Origin of the sequence: Pseudomonas fluorescens (genome assembly GCF_902498195.1) — a bacterium.
In the GTDB taxonomy this organism is placed as follows: Bacteria; Pseudomonadota; Gammaproteobacteria; order Pseudomonadales; family Pseudomonadaceae; genus Aquipseudomonas; species Aquipseudomonas fluorescens_BU.
In genome coordinates this window covers 82717-98880 of the sequence record NZ_CABVIY010000006.1, presented here as the reverse complement: position 1 = coordinate 98880, position 16164 = coordinate 82717, and the positions used below count along the sequence as shown (strand labels likewise).

The following is a 16164-nucleotide window of genomic DNA, read 5'->3' as shown; positions in this document are numbered from 1 at the left end:
AATAAAAAAGGGCGACCCTTGCGGATCGCCCTTTTTTTATTTCACCACTTTCAAACTCGGCCTTCCGCTGGGGCGCGGTGGCTCGCTGTCCGGTGGCGGAATATCGTCATCCGGCTCGATCTCGTCATCGTCACCCATGGGTGATTCCAGATCGAACACCATGCCTTGACCGTTCTCCCGAGCGTAGATACCCAGAATCGATGCGATAGGCACGTACAGCGTATGCGGCACGCCACCGAAGCGACCTTCGAAGCTCACCGCCTCGTTGTCCATGTGCAGATGTCGTACGGCTTGTGGCGAAACGTTGAGGACAATCTGTCCGTCGCTGGCAAAGCCCTGAGGCACCTGCACCGACGGATACTCGGAATTGACCAGCATGTGCGGGGTGCAGTCGTTGTCCACAATCCACTCGTAGAGCGCGCGGACCAGATAAGGTCGACTGGAGTTCATAGCGGCTCCTTAAGCCTTAGCGCATGTCGCGTTCGACACCAGACAGACTCGCCTGGAAAGCCTCACGCGCAAACGAGCGCTCCATGTAATCAAGCAGCGGCTTGGCAGGCCGCGGCAGTTCAATACCCATAATGGGCAAGCGCCAGAGTATTGGTAATAGGCAGCAATCCACCAGACTTTGTTCCTCACTGAGGAAAAACGGCTTGTCGGCAAACAACGGCGACACGCCCGTCAGGCTTTCGCGCAGCTCTTTACGCGCCACGACCCGAGCAGCTTCCTTGGTCCGCGAATCCAGAATCAGATCCACCAGACCACACCAGTCCCGCTGAATACGATGCATCAGCAGGCGACTGTTGGCACGCGCCACCGGATAAACCGGCAGGAGCGGCGGATGTGGGTAACGCTCATCCAGATATTCCATCACCACCGTAGATTCCCACAACGCCAGGTCACGATCGACCAGGGTGGGCAAACTGCCGTAAGGGTTCACTTCGATCAGTTTAGGCGGCTGGCGACCAGCTTCCACATAGATGATCTCGGCGCTGACACCCTTCTCTGCCAGTACGATTCGCACTCGGTGGGAATAGTGGTCGGCGGGGTCGGAGTAACAGGCCAACCGATTGGTCACGCCCATGGCGGTCCTCCTCGCTTGTAGAAATTATCGGAAGCGGAAAAACGAGCGCGCCCAGAGGACGCCTCCCGTAACGCCTGGCTCGCCAGACTCGTTACACATTCAGAGACGCCCTTGGGCGCGCGCGATTAACAGCAATTGCTTGAAGCTTTATCAGTGCACGTCTTTCCAGTATTCACGCTTGAGCAAATAAGCGAAAACGAAGAAGAACGCCAGGTACAGCAATACATACGTACCGATGCGCTGATGCTGCAGCTTAACCGGGTTAGCCGAGTAAGCCAGGAAGGTTACCAGATTCTTGACCTTCTCATCGAACTGCTCTTCGGTCAAAGTACCGCTCTTCGGCACGATGGTCAGCTGATCGCACGCTTCATGAGTCAGCGCCGTACCGGTCAACGGATCATATTGCTTCTTGCCGTCTTCGACGATCTGAACCTGTTTGCAACCGACGACCTGACGACCTTGCAGGCCCACCAGGACGTTAGGCATGCCGACGTTCGGGAAGACCTTGTTGTTCACACCCCAAGGGCGCGACGGATCTTCGTAGAACGACTTCAGGTAACCATAGAGCCAGTCCGTACCGCGAACGCGAGCCACCAGGGTCAGGTCGGGCGGTGCTGCACCGAACCAGGCCTTGGCGTCCGCCGGCTGCATGCCGATGCTCATGTGGTCGCCAATCTTGGCGCCGGTGAACACCAGCTTCTCGAGCATCAGTTCATGAGGGATACCCAGGTCGTCGGCGACACGCTCGTAGCGCTGGAACTTGGCGCTGTGGCAGCCCATGCAATAGTTCGCAAATGTGCGCGCGCCATCCTGCATGGCCGCTTTGTCGGATACGTCGATGTCGACTTTTTCCAGCTCCGGACCACCATGTTCAGCAGCAAAAGCGAACACTGGAAGCGCAGCAAGCATCAATACCGCAAATAGCTTTTTCATCAGCCAGTCACCCTTTCCGGAACCGGTTTGGTCTTCTCGAGCCTGGTATAGAACGGCATCAGAATGAAGTAGGCGAAGTACAGGAAGGTACATACCTGCGACAGCAACGTACGACCTGGCGTCGGAGCCAGAACACCCAACACGCCCAGGATCACGAACGAGATGCAGAATACCCAGAGCCAGATCTTGCTCATCCAGCCCTTGTAGCGCATCGACTTGACCGGACTACGGTCGAGCCACGGCAGGACGAACAGCACGGCGATGGCCGCGCCCATGGCGATAACACCCAGCAGCTTGTCCGGAACCGCCCGCAAAATGGCGTAGAACGGAGTGAAGTACCAGACCGGAGCGATGTGCTCTGGGGTCTTGAAGGCGTTCGCCACTTCAAAGTTCGGCTTCTCGAGGAAATAACCACCCATTTCCGGGAAGAAGAACACGATCGAACAGAAGATAAACAGGAATACCACCACGCCGACGATATCTTTCACGGTGTAGTACGGGTGGAAAGCAATGCCGTCCAGCGGTATGCCGTTTTCGTCCTTGTGCTTCTTGATATCCACGCCGTCCGGGTTGTTCGAACCGACTTCGTGCAGTGCCAGGATGTGCAGCACCACTAGACCGAGAATCACGATCGGCAAGGCCACCACATGCAGGGCAAAGAAGCGGTTCAGGGTGATACCGGAAATCAGGTAGTCACCGCGGATCCACTGGGTCAAGTCGTTACCGATGACCGGGATCGCACCGAACAGCGAGATGATCACCTGGGCACCCCAGTAGGACATCTGGCCCCACGGCAGCAGGTAGCCCATGAACGCCTCGGCCATCAGCGCCAGGTAGATCAACATGCCGAAGACCCACACCAGCTCGCGCGGCTTCTGGTACGAACCGTACAGCAGGCCACGGAACATGTGCAGATAGACCACGATAAAGAACGCCGAAGCGCCGGTGGAGTGCAGCAGACGCAGGATCGAGCCGTACTCGACGTCGCGCATGATGTATTCGACGGAAGCAAAGGCCTCTTCCGCCGACGGGGTGTAGCTCATGGTCAGCCAGACACCGGTAACGATCTGGTTGACCAGAACGAGCAGCGCCAGGGAACCAAAGAAATAGAAGAAGTTGAAGTTCTTCGGGGCGTAGTACTTGCTGAGATGGTCTTCCCACATTTTGGTCGCGGGAAAGCGCGCATCAACCCAATCCATGAACTTGCTCATCACGCTTTCTCCGTATCGACGCCAACGACAATGATGTCATCGGTTTCATAGGAATGCGGGGGAACTGGCAGGTTCAAAGGCGCAGGTTGCGACTTGTAGACGCGGCCAGCCAGGTCGTAGTGGGAGCCGTGGCAAGGGCAGAAATAACCCCCTACCCAGTCCTTGCCCAGATCTGCGGGGGCGACTTCGGGACGGAATGTCGGCGAGCAACCCAGGTGCGTGCAGATACCAATCAGCAGCAGAATCTCAGGTTTGATCGAACGCACTTCCGGATCGACATAGGTCGGTTGAGTCGAGTTCTTGGAGTCCGGGTCAGACAGCTGGCCCTCGATCTTTTTCAGATTCGCCAGGATTTCCTCGGTACGGCGGACGATGAATACCGGCTGGCCGCGCCATTCAGCAATCATCTGCTGACCTGGCTCGATCTTGCTGACATTCACTTTCACCGGTGCACCTGCGGCTTTCGCCTTGGCACTGGGAAACCATGACCCCACGAACGGGACCGCAGCCCCCACCGCTCCTGCAGCACCCACCACGGATGTGGCTGCTACCAAGAAGCGACGCCGGCCTGCATTCACGCCGTCATTGCTCATTCAGTCCTCTCCCATCAGCTTTGTGGCCTGTTAAATCAGGCATCTACTAAGTAAATCTATGTACTTATAAAAATTTTGCCGAATGGTAATGAAAAGCCCCAATTCTGACAAGGTAATTACCCTGGGGCACTCCTCCCAAGCCTTGTAGTATAGGGCCTCTGTGGATGTGGCAAGTTGTCACAGCGCAATTCTTTGATAATTCGCGCGCACAAAAAAACGCCCAGCTCCGTGAGGAAACTGGGCGTTCTTTTTTGAACGTGGAAGCGAATTAACGCTTCGAGTACTGCGGACGCTTACGCGCTTTACGCAGACCAACTTTCTTACGTTCAACTTCACGTGCATCGCGGGTTACGAAGCCAGCCTTACGCAGAGCGCTGCGCAGAGTTTCGTCGTAGTCCATCAGAGCGCGAGTGATGCCGTGGCGGATTGCGCCAGCTTGACCACTTACACCACCGCCGATCACGGTGACGTAGATGTCGAACTTCTCGACAGTCTCAGTCAATTCCAGCGGCTGACGAACTACCATGCGGGCAGTCTCGCGGCCGAAGAAATTATCCAGCGAACGGTTGTTGATGGAGATGTTACCAGTACCCGGACGCAGGAAAACGCGTGCGGTTGCGGTCTTGCGACGGCCAGTGCCGTAATTTTGAGTCGCCGACATAATGAACTATTCCGTTAAAACTTCAGTTCTTGGGGCTGCTGAGCAGTATGAGGGTGTACAGCGCCCGCATAAACCTTCAGCTTACGATACATGTCGCGACCCAGCGGGTTCTTAGGCAGCATGCCTTTGACCGCGGTCTCGATCACGCGCTCAGGGGCTTTAGCGATCAGCTTTTCGAAGTTGATCGACTTGATGCCGCCCGGGAAACCGGAGTGGGAGTAGTAGATTTTGTCGGTGGTTTTAGCACCGGTTACACGAATCTGCTCGGCATTGATAACGACGATGTAGTCGCCGGTGTCAACGTGAGGAGTGTACTCAGCTTTATGCTTGCCACGCAGACGGCTCGCGATTTCAGTGGCCAGACGACCCAGGGTCTGACCTGCAGCGTCGACGACAAACCAGTCGCGCTGTACTGTTTCCGGTTTAGCAGTAAAAGTTTTCATTCTTTATAGCCTCAGGGGCCGCCCTGTAAATTAGACGGCGGATCTTACTGAATAGTGCGTACTTTGACAAGTCAAAGGCAGCCGGATACAGACGCTTTCGGGGGCTCGGGTCGGCGCGTCCGTTCAACGGCAAGATTCTTCGGCGGCGGCGCATCACTTCCACTGCAGAAAGAGGTGCGCAATTATGCAGATTGCGAAAAATATTTCAACCTGCTTTTATGATTGTTTTGCCCAAGGAGCTCCTGATGGACTATCGCCAGCTAGGCCGGACCAATCTGAACGTGAGTGCAATCTGCCTCGGCACCATGACCTGGGGTGAGCAAAACAGCGAAGCTGAAGCCTTCGCCCAGATTGAGCGGGCCAAAAGCGCCGGTATCAACTTCATCGACACCGCCGAAATGTACCCGGTGCCGCCCAAGGCCGAGACCTACGCCACCACCGAACGCTACATCGGCAATTACTTCAAGAGCCGCGGCGATCGTGCCGACTGGATCCTGGCCAGCAAGATTGCAGGCCCCGGCAACACCATCGACTACATCCGCGATAAAAACCTGCGGCACAACCGGCAGCACATCACCGAAGCCGTGGACGCGAGCCTCCGGCGCCTGCAGACCGACTACATCGACCTGTACCAATTGCACTGGCCGGAGCGCAGCACCAACTTCTTCGGCCAGCTGGGCTACAAGCACCAGATCGAAGCCAACCTGACGCCACTGGAAGACACCCTCGAAGCACTCGACGAACAGGTCAGGGCCGGCAAGATCCGCCACATCGGCCTGTCCAATGAAACCCCGTGGGGCACCATGCGCTTCCTCGCCCTGGCGGAAGCCCGTGGCTGGCCGCGCGCGGTATCGATCCAGAACCCCTACAACCTGCTCAATCGCAGCTTCGAAGTCGGCCTGGCGGAAATCGCCATTCGCGAGCAGTGCGGCTTGCTGGCGTACTCGCCGCTGGCGTTCGGCTTCCTGTCAGGCAAGTACGAAGGTGGCGCGCGCCCACCGAAGGGCCGCCTGAGCCTTTACAGCCGCTTCAGCCGCTATTTCAACCCGCAGTCGGAGGCGGCGTGCAGCCGTTATGTGGCACTGGCGCGTGAGCACGGCCTTGACCCGGCGCAAATGGCGCTGGCATTCGTGACCCAGCAACCGTTCGTGACCAGCAACATCATCGGGGCGACGACGCTCGAGCAACTGGACAGCAACATTGCCAGCTTTGATCTGAAACTGTCGGATGAAGTGCTGGAAGGGATCGAGGCGATTCACAAGGATCATCCGAATCCGGCGCCCTGATTGATTCATAGACCCGTTCGCGAGCAAGCCCGCTCCCACATTCGGCCGAGCTCCCCCAAAGGAACGCGGTCGAATGTGGGAGCGGGCTTGCTCGCGAAGGCGTCCGCAATGTCACCGAAAATCAAAGCGACCGCGCAATAATCTCCTTCATGATTTCATTGGTCCCGGCATAAATCCGCTGCACCCGCGCATCCGCCCACGCCCGCGCGATCGGGTATTCCCACATGAAGCCGTAGCCGCCATGCAACTGCACGCATTCGTCGAGCACCTTGCATTGCAGGTCAGTGCCCCAGTACTTGGCCATCGCCGCCGTCGGCACGTCGAGCTTGCCTTGCAGATGCAGTTCCAGGCAGCGGTCGACGAACACCCGGCCGATCTGAATCTCAGTCGCCATCTCCGCCAGTTTGAAACGAGTGTTCTGGAAATCGGCAATTGCCTTGCCGAAGGCCTTGCGTTCGCGGGTGTAATCCAGCGTCCATTGCAAAGCCGCCTCAGCTGACGCCAGGCCACCGATCGCCACGGTGAGGCGCTCCTGCGGCAGTTCCTGCATCAGGTAGGCGAACCCCATCCCGGCCTGGCCTAGCAGGTTCTCCTTGGGCACCCGAACGTCCTGGAAGAACAGTTCCGAGGTGTCCTGGGCCTTCATTCCGACTTTCTCCAGGCGCTTGCCCTTGTCGAAACCCGGCGTATCGGCTTCCACCAGAAACAGGCTGGTGCCCTTCGCTCCTGCCTTCGGATCGGTCTTGGCGACAACGATCACCAGGTCAGCGAGAAAGCCATTGGTAATGAAGGTTTTCGAGCCATTGATCACGTACTCGTCGCCATCCAGCACGGCTGTTGTCTTTACGCCTTGCAGGTCGGAACCGGCACCCGGCTCTGTCATGGCGATGGCGGTGACCATCTCACCGGAGACCAACTTGGGCAGGTATTTGTGTTTCAGTGCTTCACTGCCGTAATGCAGGATATACGGCGCAACAATGTCCGAATGCAGGGAAAAACCGATGCCGGTCAGCCCCAGGCGCCCCACCTCTTCAATCACTACTGCACTGTAGAGAAAGTCTGCCCCCAGCCCGCCGTACTCTTCCGGCAGATGCGAGCACAACATCCCCGCCTCCCCCGCCTTGTTCCAGAGTTGACGGTCGATGTAGCCTTGTTTTTCCCACTGTCCATGGAACGGCACGGCCTCTTTTTCGAGGAACGTTCGCACGCTGTCACGAAAAAGTTCGTGCTCGGAACTGAACAAGGTTCTGGGAATCATGCGGCACCTGTCGTTATTTTTAGAAGAAGTTGACCTTCAGAGACTAAGCCCCGCGTCCGATACAGGACACTGGACACATCCGACAAAAAATAAGACGATCCAGCCGTCTGGTGACCACTTTCCCCTATAAGAATAAAGTTGAATTATGTCTAACCAAGCCTCCACGCCCCTGCGGCGCGTCAGCATCCTGGCCATCGACCGGGTTTTCGCTTCCACCCTCATGCAAGCCAAGGATTTCTTCCACCTCGCCAGCCTGCGCTACGGCAAACAGCTGGGCCACGGCCTGGTTCCGGCCTTCGAAACCCGACTGGTCAGCCCCGATGGCAAACCGGTCAACAGTTTCAGCGATGTGATCATGCCGGTGGACGGCGGACTGGAAAACGCCGACATCATCGTCCTCCCCGCGTTCTGGGACGACTTCGATACCCTGTGCCAACGCTATCCGCAAGTCCTGCCCTGGTTGCACCAGCAACACGCACGCGGCGCGGTGCTGTGCGGCGAGGCCACCGGGGTTTTCTGGCTGGCCGAAGCCGGGCTGCTCGATGGCAAGGAAGCAACCACCTACTGGCGCTTCTTCAATGCTTTCGCCGAACGCTTCCCGAAGGTTTACCTCAATCAGGACAAACACCTGACCGACGCCGACAATCTGTATTGCGCCGGCGGCACAACCTCGGCATGCGACCTGTACATCTACCTGATCGAGCGCTTCTGCGGCGCCAACGTGTCACAAGCCGTGGCCCGGGACATCCTCTATGAAGTACAACGCAGCTACTCGCCTGGACGCATCGGCTTCGGCGGGCAGAAGCTGCACCAGGACGTGATCATCCTGCAGATCCAGCACTGGCTCGAAGAGCACTTCGCCGACAAATTCCGCTTCGAAGACGTCGCCCGCGAACACGGCATGAGCATCCGCAACTTCATGCGCCGCTTTCAGACCGCCACCGGCGACAAGCCGCTGCATTACCTGCAGCGCCTGCGCATCGAAACCGCCAAGGGCTTGCTGTCCGGCAGCCGCAAGAGCATCAAGACCATCAGCTATGAGGTCGGCTATGACGATGCGAGCTTCTTCGCCCGGCTGTTCCGCCAGCACACCGAACTGTCGCCGAACCAGTATCGGCAGCAGTTCCAGCAGGCGGCTTAAGACCTCCCACGCCCCGTAGGAGACAGCTTGCTGGCGATGAGCGATGACGCGGTTTGCTTGATACACCGCGTCACCGCCATCGCTCATCCAACTTGGGATAAGGACTACAGACTTACCGGAAGCCGCTGACTTACGCCCAGCGGCCGCTTCGCCTCTTATGGACACGCCATGAAACAGCGTGAAAAACAAAAATAAGAGGTCACCGGAATGAACGAGCCCACAAGCCCAGTTCGTGTAGCTGTCGTGCAATTCGATCCACAGGTCGGCATCGAGAAAAGTGAAGGTAATCTGCGGCGCAGCCTGGAGTTGGCGCTTGAAGCGGTAAACGGCGGGGCGAATCTCATCGTCCTGCCCGAGCTGTCCAATACCGGCTATTTCTTCAGCAATCGGCAGGACGCCTTCGCCCACGCAGAAGCGGTTCCCGACGGGCCCAGCGTGCAGTGCTGGATCGACTTCGCCCGCGATCACAAGGTTTACCTCGTCGCCGGCCTGGCCGAACGCGACGGCATGCGACTCTTCAACACCGCCGTCCTGACGGGGCCTGACGGTTTTATCGGCAAGTACCGCAAAGCCCATTTGTGGAATCTGGAAAAGCTCTGGTTCACCCCCGGCGATCTGGGTTTTCCGGTTTTCGACACGCCTGTCGGCCGCATCGGGCTGTTGATCTGCTGGGACATCTGGTTCCCGGAAGTCCCACGAATCCTCGCGCAGCAAGGCGCGGACATCATTTGCAGCCTGAACAACTGGGTCTGGACACCGCCACCGCTGTTCGACGACGCCGGCAAATGCATGGCGTCGTACCTGACGATGACCGCCGCGCATGTCAACAACGTGTTCATTGCCGCCGCCAGCCGGATCGGTGAGGAGCGTGGCGCGCGCTACCTGGGTTGCTCGTTGATTGCCGGGACCCATGGTTGGCCGATTGGCGCCGTGGCATCCGCCGACCAGCAGGAAATCCTGTTTGCCGACATTGACCTGACCAGCTCCCGCAGCGCGCCCATCTGGAACAATCTGAACGACCTGCACCGCGATCGCCGAGCCGATCTTTACGATCAGATGCTCGGCTACACCCAACATCCCTGCCTCCCACGCTGATCAGGAGGCGCGCCACATGGACATTTCAACCGACAAAAACCAGCTATCCCGCCGATCGCCTTTTGATACTGCCGTCGTCCTGTTGATGATCAGCGGGACACTGCTGATCGCTTGGCTTTCGTTCACCCACCGCATTGCCTGGGGAGCGCATTGGCCCAGTTACGGCGACATGGTTTCGCTGCTTCCCGAACCCATTGCCTGGCTGCGCTGGGTGCTCGGTGACATCAGCGAGGTGGCCTTCTACAAGCACGAGTTCGCCTCGATCGGCCTGCTGGCGGGCGCTTACCTGGCTTACTGGGCGAATCGAACCGGGAAATCCTGGCAGGGGTTTGCCATCTCCTATGGAACGGGACTTTGGCCCTGGCTGGTGATCAGTTCGTTGCTCGGGTTGCTGCTAAGTAATCTGTTGTGGGGGTGGTCGGTGACAGCTACCACCTGGCAACCCACATTCGTCGCCTTCGTCTCACTGCCAGCGGCGATGGTGCTGATGTTCGGCGGTGGCTGGAAAGTCGCGATCAACGGCGCAATCCTGGGCGCCCTACTCGTCACGCCAATATGCCTGCTGATCGTCAATTACCTCTGCAACCCCCTGGGCTTGCCGGCGGTGATCGGCAATGTGCTGGGCATGGCGGTTGCCAGTGTCCTGGCGTTTCTGATGTGCCGTTATTGGCCTGGGCTGGTAAAGCCGGAACAACCCCAGACACCTCCCCTTCCGGCCTCCGCACGCGTCACCGCCAGGACGCCCGATTACGGAGTGGCCTGGGGTTTGCGCCGGATTCTGGCGGACTTTTCCGAAGCACCGTTTTTCGGTAACGAGTTGGCCAGCCTTGGCCTGATAGTGGGGGCGTTACTGGCGTACAGCTTGAATCCTTCAAGCCCCGCGTACGGCTCGGGCCTGTTGCTGCACATTATCGGCGGGCAGGCATTGGCCTCGGCCATCGGCGTGCTGATCTGGCGTCGACAATGGATGATGCGCGGCTGGTACCCGACTTACATCCCACTGGTATCGGTGGTGCCCGCGGCGATCCTGGACTATGGCGGCAGCTGGCAAATCATCGTCTCGAGTGCGCTGCTCGGAGCACTGGTCGCGCCACCGCTGGCATGTGCGATTGCCAGGCGATTACCGGCCGACATGCACCCCTACATCGCCAATGTCCTGTCGATGGCCATCAGCACCCTGCTGATCGTGCCGCTGATCGGCATCCTGATCGCGGACTGATGCACCCCCACCCTGAGCTGTATCGCGGCCTCGAAAGCGGATACAGCCACTTTTCGTCACAATCAAGCGAGGTATCCCATGGACCTGCCAAAACTGTCCATCGCGGCACTTGGCGGCACGGTAAGCATGCAAGCGAGCCATACCGGTGAGGGCGTCATCCCGACGGTCAGCGGCGAAGCCCTGCTGTCTTCCATACCGGAACTGACGACGCTGGCCGACGTCAGCGTTGAGACCCTCGGCCTGCTACCCAGTGCATCCCTGGATTTCGGGTTTCTGCTGAGCGTGCTGTCCTGGGCTGATTTTCAGGTCAAGCTGGGCGCCGTTGGTGTCGTAATAATCCAGGGAACCGACACCCTCGAAGAAGCAGCGGCGTTTTTTGATTATCTATGGCCCTACGATATCCCCTTCGTGCTGACCGGTGCCATGCGTTCGGCTTCAAAGCCAGGAGCCGATGGACCGGCCAACCTGCTGGATGCATGTCGCGTTGCACTGGCGCAGAACAGCCGTCAACGCGGCGCCCAGGTCGTGATGAACGGGCAGATCCATCAAGCGCGCAATGTACGCAAAACCGATTCGCTGGCATTGCAGGCGTTTTCCTCACCGGTCGTAGGGCCCGCAGGCCTGCTGCTGGAAGACTGTGTCCGCTACCTGCGCCCGCCGGATCCGCGCACGGTGTTGCCTTTACCGGAACAGACCACACACCGGGTTGCCCTGCTTGAGGCCTCACTGTCCGCTGACACCCTGCTACTGGAGAACATTCTGGCACTCGGTTACGACGGACTGGTGATCGGCGGTTTCGGTGCCGGCCACGTCTCACAACGCTGGGCGACCATGATTGAGCACATCGCCGAAAGAGTCCCGGTCATCGTCGCCACCCGTACCGGCTCCGGCTCCACCGCACGCGCCTCCTACGGTTTTAGCGGCGGTGAGATGGATTTGATCCGCAAGGGCGTATCGATGGCGGGTTTTTTATGCCCGCGAAAAGCCCGGATTCTGCTTTGGCTGGTGCTCGGTTGTCGGCGTCAGCATGAGTTGGGGCGGTATTTAGATCATGACACCCGATATCAAAACTAACGCATGACCCTGTGGAAGCGGGCTTGCTCGCGAAAGCGGTGTGTCAGCAAAGTTAAAGTCGACTGACACACGGCCTTCGCGAGCAAGCCTGCTCCCACAATGTTTGCGGTGAGCCAGACCGCTATTCCATGAGCAAAAAAAGGCCTGCATCAGCAGGCCTCTTTCATTTCCCGAACTGTCCTACGGCTTGTGCGCCCGGGACAGGAATTCGTGGGATTGCATTTCCAGCAGGCGGCTCAGGGTGCGCTGGAACTCGAAGTTCAAGCGGCCACCGGTGTACAGGTCCTTGAGCTCGACTTCGGCAGAAATGATCAGCTTCACGTTACGGTCGTAGAATTCGTCGACCATGTTGATGAAGCGTCGGGCGATGTCGTCGGTGGTGACGCTCATCTGCTCGACACCGCTGAGCAGCACGGCGTGGAAGATCTTGCCCAGTTCGATGTAGTCGTTCTGGCTGCGCGGGCCGTCGCACAGTTCGCGGAATTCGAACCAGGCCACGTCATCGCAGGTACGCAGCGCACGGATGGCGCGGTTTTCGATCATCAGCACATCGTTCTCGACCGCCGCCGTGCATTCCGGCGTCAGCGCGCGGAAGCTCTTGCGCAGGCTTTCGTGGGACGCTTCGTCGAGCGGGAAGTGGAACAGCTCGGCTTGTTCGAGGTGACGCAGGCGATAATCGACGCCGCTGTCGACGTTGACGATCTCGGTGTTCTGCTTGATCAGCGCAATGGCCGGCAGGAAACGCGCGCGTTGCAGGCCGTCCTTGTACAGGCCGTCCGGCACGATGTTCGACGTCGCGACCAGGGTCACGCCGTTCTTGAACAGCTCTTCCATCAAGGTGCCGAGGATCATCGCGTCGGTGATATCCGAGACGAAGAACTCATCGAAACAGATCACTCGCGACTCGTCGGAGAAACGCTTGGCAATGATGGTCAGCGGGTTTTTCTCGCCGCCCAGGGTCTTCATCTCTTCGTGCACGCGCTTCATGAAGCGGTGGAAGTGAGTGCGGGTCTTTTCCTTGAACGGCAGCGCTTCGAAGAAGGTGTCGACCAGGTAAGTCTTGCCGCGACCTACGCCGCCCCAGAAATACAGGCCTTTGACCGGTGCCTGGTCTTTCTTGCCAAACAGCTTGCCGAGCAGACCCGGCTTGTTCTGCGAGGCCGCGACCAGATCGTCGTACAGGCGCTGCAAATGGCGCACAGCCGTTTCTTGCGCGGCGTCATGGAAGAATTCCGGGCGTTTCAGATCAGCTTGATATCGTTCTAGGGGCGTCATAATTCGTTAGCAAGGCAACAAAAACGGGCCGTCACTGTAGCGATGGCCCGTGGGAATGGCAATCAGCCCTTGGTCGGGCCGAGCCGTTGATTATTCCTGAACCGGTGTCAGGGCGACGCGCAAAGTCTCGATTGCAGCATCACGCGCGGCGCTGTCAGCGAAGGCCGGACTGTCGGCAACGCACTCGCCTTCCAGCCAGACGCTGAAGCCCAGGTCTTCACTGCGCACGTCCAGTGGCTGACCGGCTTGCAGTTGCTTGGTCACCTGCCCGGCCGTTTTGCCATCGGAGAAGTTGCGCGACAGCAGCAGTTGCTCGCCGTCAGCCGCCAGCAGGCGGAAGCGGAAACTGCCGTCGTCCTCGCGGAAACTCACGAAACGCGCAGCCTTCGCGGCTTTTTTCTTGGTGGATGCGGCCACCTGGGTCTGGGCAACGAAAGAACGCAGGCCCACCGCTTCACGCAGTTCGTTGAGGAACGGTGTCGCCACCGCACGGGCCTTTTTGGCGCCGTGTTGCAGGATGTCTTCCAGATCCGCCGGCCGCTCGATCAGTTGGTGATAGCGCTCGCGGGACTCGCCCAGTTCGTTGTCCAGCAACTGGAACAGGCGATTTTTCGCTTCGCCCCAACCCAGGCCCTGCAACAATTCGCTGCGGAATTCGTCGGCTTGCGCCGGGGTGGCGAAGGCCTGGAACAGGGTGAACAGGTGCGATTTGTCCGGATCTTTCGCTTCGCCCGGTGCACGGGAGTCGGTGACGATCCGCGAAATCGCGTCCTTCATTTCTTTGGCGCTGCTGAACAACGGAATGGTGTTGTCGTAGCTCTTCGACATCTTGCGACCGTCAAGGCCCGGCAATGTAGCCACGCTTTCTTCGATCAGCGCCTCGGGCATGGTGAAGAATTCCTTGCCCTGGCCAAACAGGTGGTTGAAGCGCTGGCCGATATCCCGCGCCATTTCCACGTGCTGGATCTGGTCACGGCCGACCGGCACCTTGTGCGCGTTGAACATCAGGATGTCCGCGGCCATCAGCACCGGGTAGCTGTACAGGCCCATGGTGATGCCGGCATCCGGGTCTTCGCCGGTCTCGACATTCTTGTCCACCGACGCCTTGTAGGCATGGGCGCGATTGAGCAGGCCCTTGGCGGCGACGCAGGTCAGCAGCCAGGTCAGCTCGGGGATTTCCGGGATGTCGGACTGGCGGTAGAACGTCACGCGGTCCACATCCAGGCCACCGGCCAGCCAGGTCGCGGCGATTTCCAGACGCGAGCGCTGGATGCGCAGCGGGTCGTCACACTTGATCAGGGCGTGGTAGTCCGCCAGGAAGTAGAACGAATCGGCGTTGCTGTCACGACTGGCGACGATCGCCGGGCGGATGGCGCCGGCGTAATTGCCCAGGTGCGGCGTGCCGGTGGTGGTAATGCCGGTGAGGATGCGGGTACGAGTCGTCATGGGTAATCGCTTGTCAGACTGCAATCAGTTCGAGAGACGCGGCAGGATCAGATCCTTGAGATCGGTCAGCTTGCCATGAAAAAAGTGTCCGCATTCTGCCACTTTCAGCAGCTCATGGGGACGTTCGAGTTTTTCGGACCAGTCGTAAACGGCTTGCGGATCGATGACTTCATCGGTTTCCGGCTGGATCAGGGTCAGTTCACCGTGCTGCGGCAGTTGATCCTGATCCCCAAGGCGCATGACGGCCGGGGCGACCATGAACAGGTGCTTGAGCGGCTCCCCTTTCGCTTCCAGGCGCCCGCCAAGACTGGCGGCCACAAAACCGCCGAAGGAGAAGCCGAACAGGGTCAGCGGCCATTCAGGGTGTTTGGCGCGCAGCCATTCGGCCACAGCCTGGGCGTCATCGACTTCGCCTGTGCCCATGTCATGCGTCCCCTGGCTGGCACCGACACCCCGGTAGTTGAAGCGCAGGGTGATCAAACCGGCATCGCGGGCGGTGCGTTGCAGGGTCGAGACCACTTTGTTGAGCATGGTGCCGCCCTGCACCGGGTTTGGATGGCAGATCAGCGCCAGGCCGCGGGGCTGCTCGCTATCGAGGTAAAGGGCTTCCAATTGCCCAACCGGGCCATCAATCACTACAGGGGTTTCACGCATAAGCAAGGAAGGAACTCCGTGACCTCGAATCGGGTCGACTCGTCTAGCAAATTGTCTGTGCCTGTCTATTGCGAGTGAATCGCGGTATACAGCACAGGTTCGAGCCGTTAACGTAAAGCAAAGCCGTTTATAGAGGAAGGACTCGTGGAACACTCGCTCTTAGTTTGGTTGTTGCCGACTCTTGCCCTGGTTGTGGGTGTCGCCATTGGTTTCCTGATCGCTCGCCTTGCGCCGAATGCCGCGCCTAGCAGCACTCAACGTCAGCTGGACGATATTCAGGAACGTTTCGACAGTTATCAGAATGAGGTGGTGACCCACTTCAACAGCACAGCAACACTGGTCAAGAAACTGACTCAGAGCTATCAGGAAGTGCAGGATCATCTCGCCGAGGGCGCCAACCGCCTGGCCCTGGACGAGCAGACCCGCCAACGCTTGCTGGCTTCCCTGCACGCCGACGCGGTGCAGACTCCACGGGAACGCCTGACGCCACCGCGCAATCAGGAACCGCCGCGCGACTACGCGCCCAAAGCCCCGAACGCCCCGGGCATGCTCGATGAGCATTATGGCCTGAAGAAGTAAGCAGGTTTCAGGCGAAAAAAAGCCCCCGGACATGTGTTTGTCCGGGGGCTTTTTTGTCTCTGATGACTATTGTTGGCGCCTGTTCCGGCCCCTTCGCGAGCAAGCCCGCTCCCACATTTGACCTCGTTTCCTGAGAGGATTCGGCCAAATGTGGGAGCGGGCTTGCTCGCGAAGGGGCCAGATCGCTCAAAAAAAACTGCCGATCTATCACT

At 58.8% G+C, this 16164-nt stretch carries 17 protein-coding genes; 6 read left to right on the top strand and 11 right to left on the bottom strand.

All coding sequences use genetic code 11. The features are described 5' to 3' along the window. Window positions 1–36: 36 nt before the first annotated feature. From F8N66_RS21880 to rplM, 7 genes are all read right to left on the bottom strand, one after another. Entirely contained in the window at window positions 37–450 is a 414-nt protein-coding gene (locus F8N66_RS21880) for a ClpXP protease specificity-enhancing factor (RefSeq protein ID WP_150772169.1), read from the bottom strand. Between the two features lie 16 nt (window positions 451–466). Continuing rightward, window positions 467–1084, bottom strand: a complete 618-nt coding sequence (locus F8N66_RS21875) for a glutathione S-transferase N-terminal domain-containing protein (protein ID WP_150772168.1) — start codon at window positions 1082–1084, stop codon at window positions 467–469. A gap of 150 nt (window positions 1085–1234) precedes the next feature. Next, the gene (locus tag F8N66_RS21870) at window positions 1235–2017 is read right to left on the bottom strand and encodes a cytochrome c1 (RefSeq protein WP_150772167.1); all 783 of its coding nucleotides are present in this window, start codon (window positions 2015–2017) and stop codon (window positions 1235–1237) included. Continuing rightward, complete coding sequence (locus F8N66_RS21865) at window positions 2017–3228, bottom strand: cytochrome b (RefSeq protein ID WP_053154935.1); 1212 nt, start codon at window positions 3226–3228, stop codon at window positions 2017–2019. Before F8N66_RS21865 ends, F8N66_RS21870 begins: the two co-directional genes overlap by 1 nt. Then, window positions 3228–3821 carry a ubiquinol-cytochrome c reductase iron-sulfur subunit gene (gene petA, locus F8N66_RS21860; RefSeq protein ID WP_150772166.1) on the bottom strand — a complete coding sequence of 198 codons (594 nt, stop codon included), beginning with the start codon at window positions 3819–3821 and terminating at the stop codon, window positions 3228–3230. The genes F8N66_RS21865 and petA overlap by 1 nt, the downstream gene beginning before the upstream one ends. Window positions 3822–4089: 268 nt before the next feature. After that, window positions 4090–4482, bottom strand: a complete 393-nt coding sequence (rpsI, locus tag F8N66_RS21855; protein ID WP_003228056.1) for a 30S ribosomal protein S9 — start codon at window positions 4480–4482, stop codon at window positions 4090–4092. A gap of 14 nt (window positions 4483–4496) precedes the next feature. Then, window positions 4497–4925, bottom strand: coding sequence for a 50S ribosomal protein L13 (gene rplM, locus F8N66_RS21850; RefSeq protein WP_007905295.1), 429 nt, complete (start codon window positions 4923–4925; stop codon window positions 4497–4499). Between the two features lie 245 nt (window positions 4926–5170). Between rplM and F8N66_RS21845 the strand changes: the two genes are divergently transcribed. Next, window positions 5171–6211, top strand: a complete 1041-nt coding sequence (locus tag F8N66_RS21845; protein WP_150772165.1) for an NADP(H)-dependent aldo-keto reductase — start codon at window positions 5171–5173, stop codon at window positions 6209–6211. A 121-nt stretch (window positions 6212–6332) separates the two neighbouring features. On the opposite strand, the gene F8N66_RS21840 is transcribed toward F8N66_RS21845, so the two are convergent. Further along, window positions 6333–7469 (bottom strand): acyl-CoA dehydrogenase family protein, encoded by a 1137-nt coding sequence (locus F8N66_RS21840; protein WP_150772164.1) that lies wholly within the window; start codon window positions 7467–7469, stop codon window positions 6333–6335. A 220-nt stretch (window positions 7470–7689) separates the two neighbouring features. Here F8N66_RS21840 and F8N66_RS21835 point away from each other — a divergent pair, with 220 nt between their 5' ends. The 4 genes from F8N66_RS21835 (at window position 7690) to F8N66_RS21820 (ending at window position 11998) form a co-directional block, all read left to right on the top strand. Next, entirely contained in the window at window positions 7690–8610 is a 921-nt protein-coding gene (locus tag F8N66_RS21835) for a GlxA family transcriptional regulator (protein WP_191623040.1), read from the top strand. A gap of 207 nt (window positions 8611–8817) precedes the next feature. After that, on the top strand, window positions 8818–9705 hold the full coding sequence (locus F8N66_RS21830) for a nitrilase family protein (protein WP_150772162.1): 888 nt from the start codon (window positions 8818–8820) through the stop codon (window positions 9703–9705). A 16-nt stretch (window positions 9706–9721) separates the two neighbouring features. After that, window positions 9722–10924, top strand: a complete 1203-nt coding sequence (locus F8N66_RS21825; RefSeq protein ID WP_150772161.1) for a hypothetical protein — start codon at window positions 9722–9724, stop codon at window positions 10922–10924. Window positions 10925–11002: 78 nt separating this feature from the next. Continuing rightward, window positions 11003–11998 carry an asparaginase gene (locus F8N66_RS21820; RefSeq protein ID WP_150772160.1) on the top strand — a complete coding sequence of 332 codons (996 nt, stop codon included), beginning with the start codon at window positions 11003–11005 and terminating at the stop codon, window positions 11996–11998. A gap of 180 nt (window positions 11999–12178) precedes the next feature. Here the strand turns inward: F8N66_RS21820 and zapE are convergent, their stop codons facing one another. The 3 genes from zapE to F8N66_RS21800 form a co-directional block, all read right to left on the bottom strand. Next, window positions 12179–13273, bottom strand: coding sequence for a cell division protein ZapE (gene zapE, locus F8N66_RS21810; protein WP_150772158.1), 1095 nt, complete (start codon window positions 13271–13273; stop codon window positions 12179–12181). Window positions 13274–13363: 90 nt separating this feature from the next. Continuing rightward, window positions 13364–14719 carry a tryptophan--tRNA ligase gene (locus F8N66_RS21805; protein WP_150772157.1) on the bottom strand — a complete coding sequence of 452 codons (1356 nt, stop codon included), beginning with the start codon at window positions 14717–14719 and terminating at the stop codon, window positions 13364–13366. Between the two features lie 24 nt (window positions 14720–14743). After that, on the bottom strand, window positions 14744–15373 hold the full coding sequence (locus F8N66_RS21800; protein WP_150772156.1) for an alpha/beta hydrolase: 630 nt from the start codon (window positions 15371–15373) through the stop codon (window positions 14744–14746). 144 nt (window positions 15374–15517) lie between these two features. On the opposite strand from F8N66_RS21800, the gene F8N66_RS21795 reads away from it, so the two are divergent. Beyond that, window positions 15518–15952, top strand: a complete 435-nt coding sequence (locus F8N66_RS21795; protein WP_150772155.1) for a YhcB family protein — start codon at window positions 15518–15520, stop codon at window positions 15950–15952. Window positions 15953–16164 lie beyond the last annotated feature (212 nt).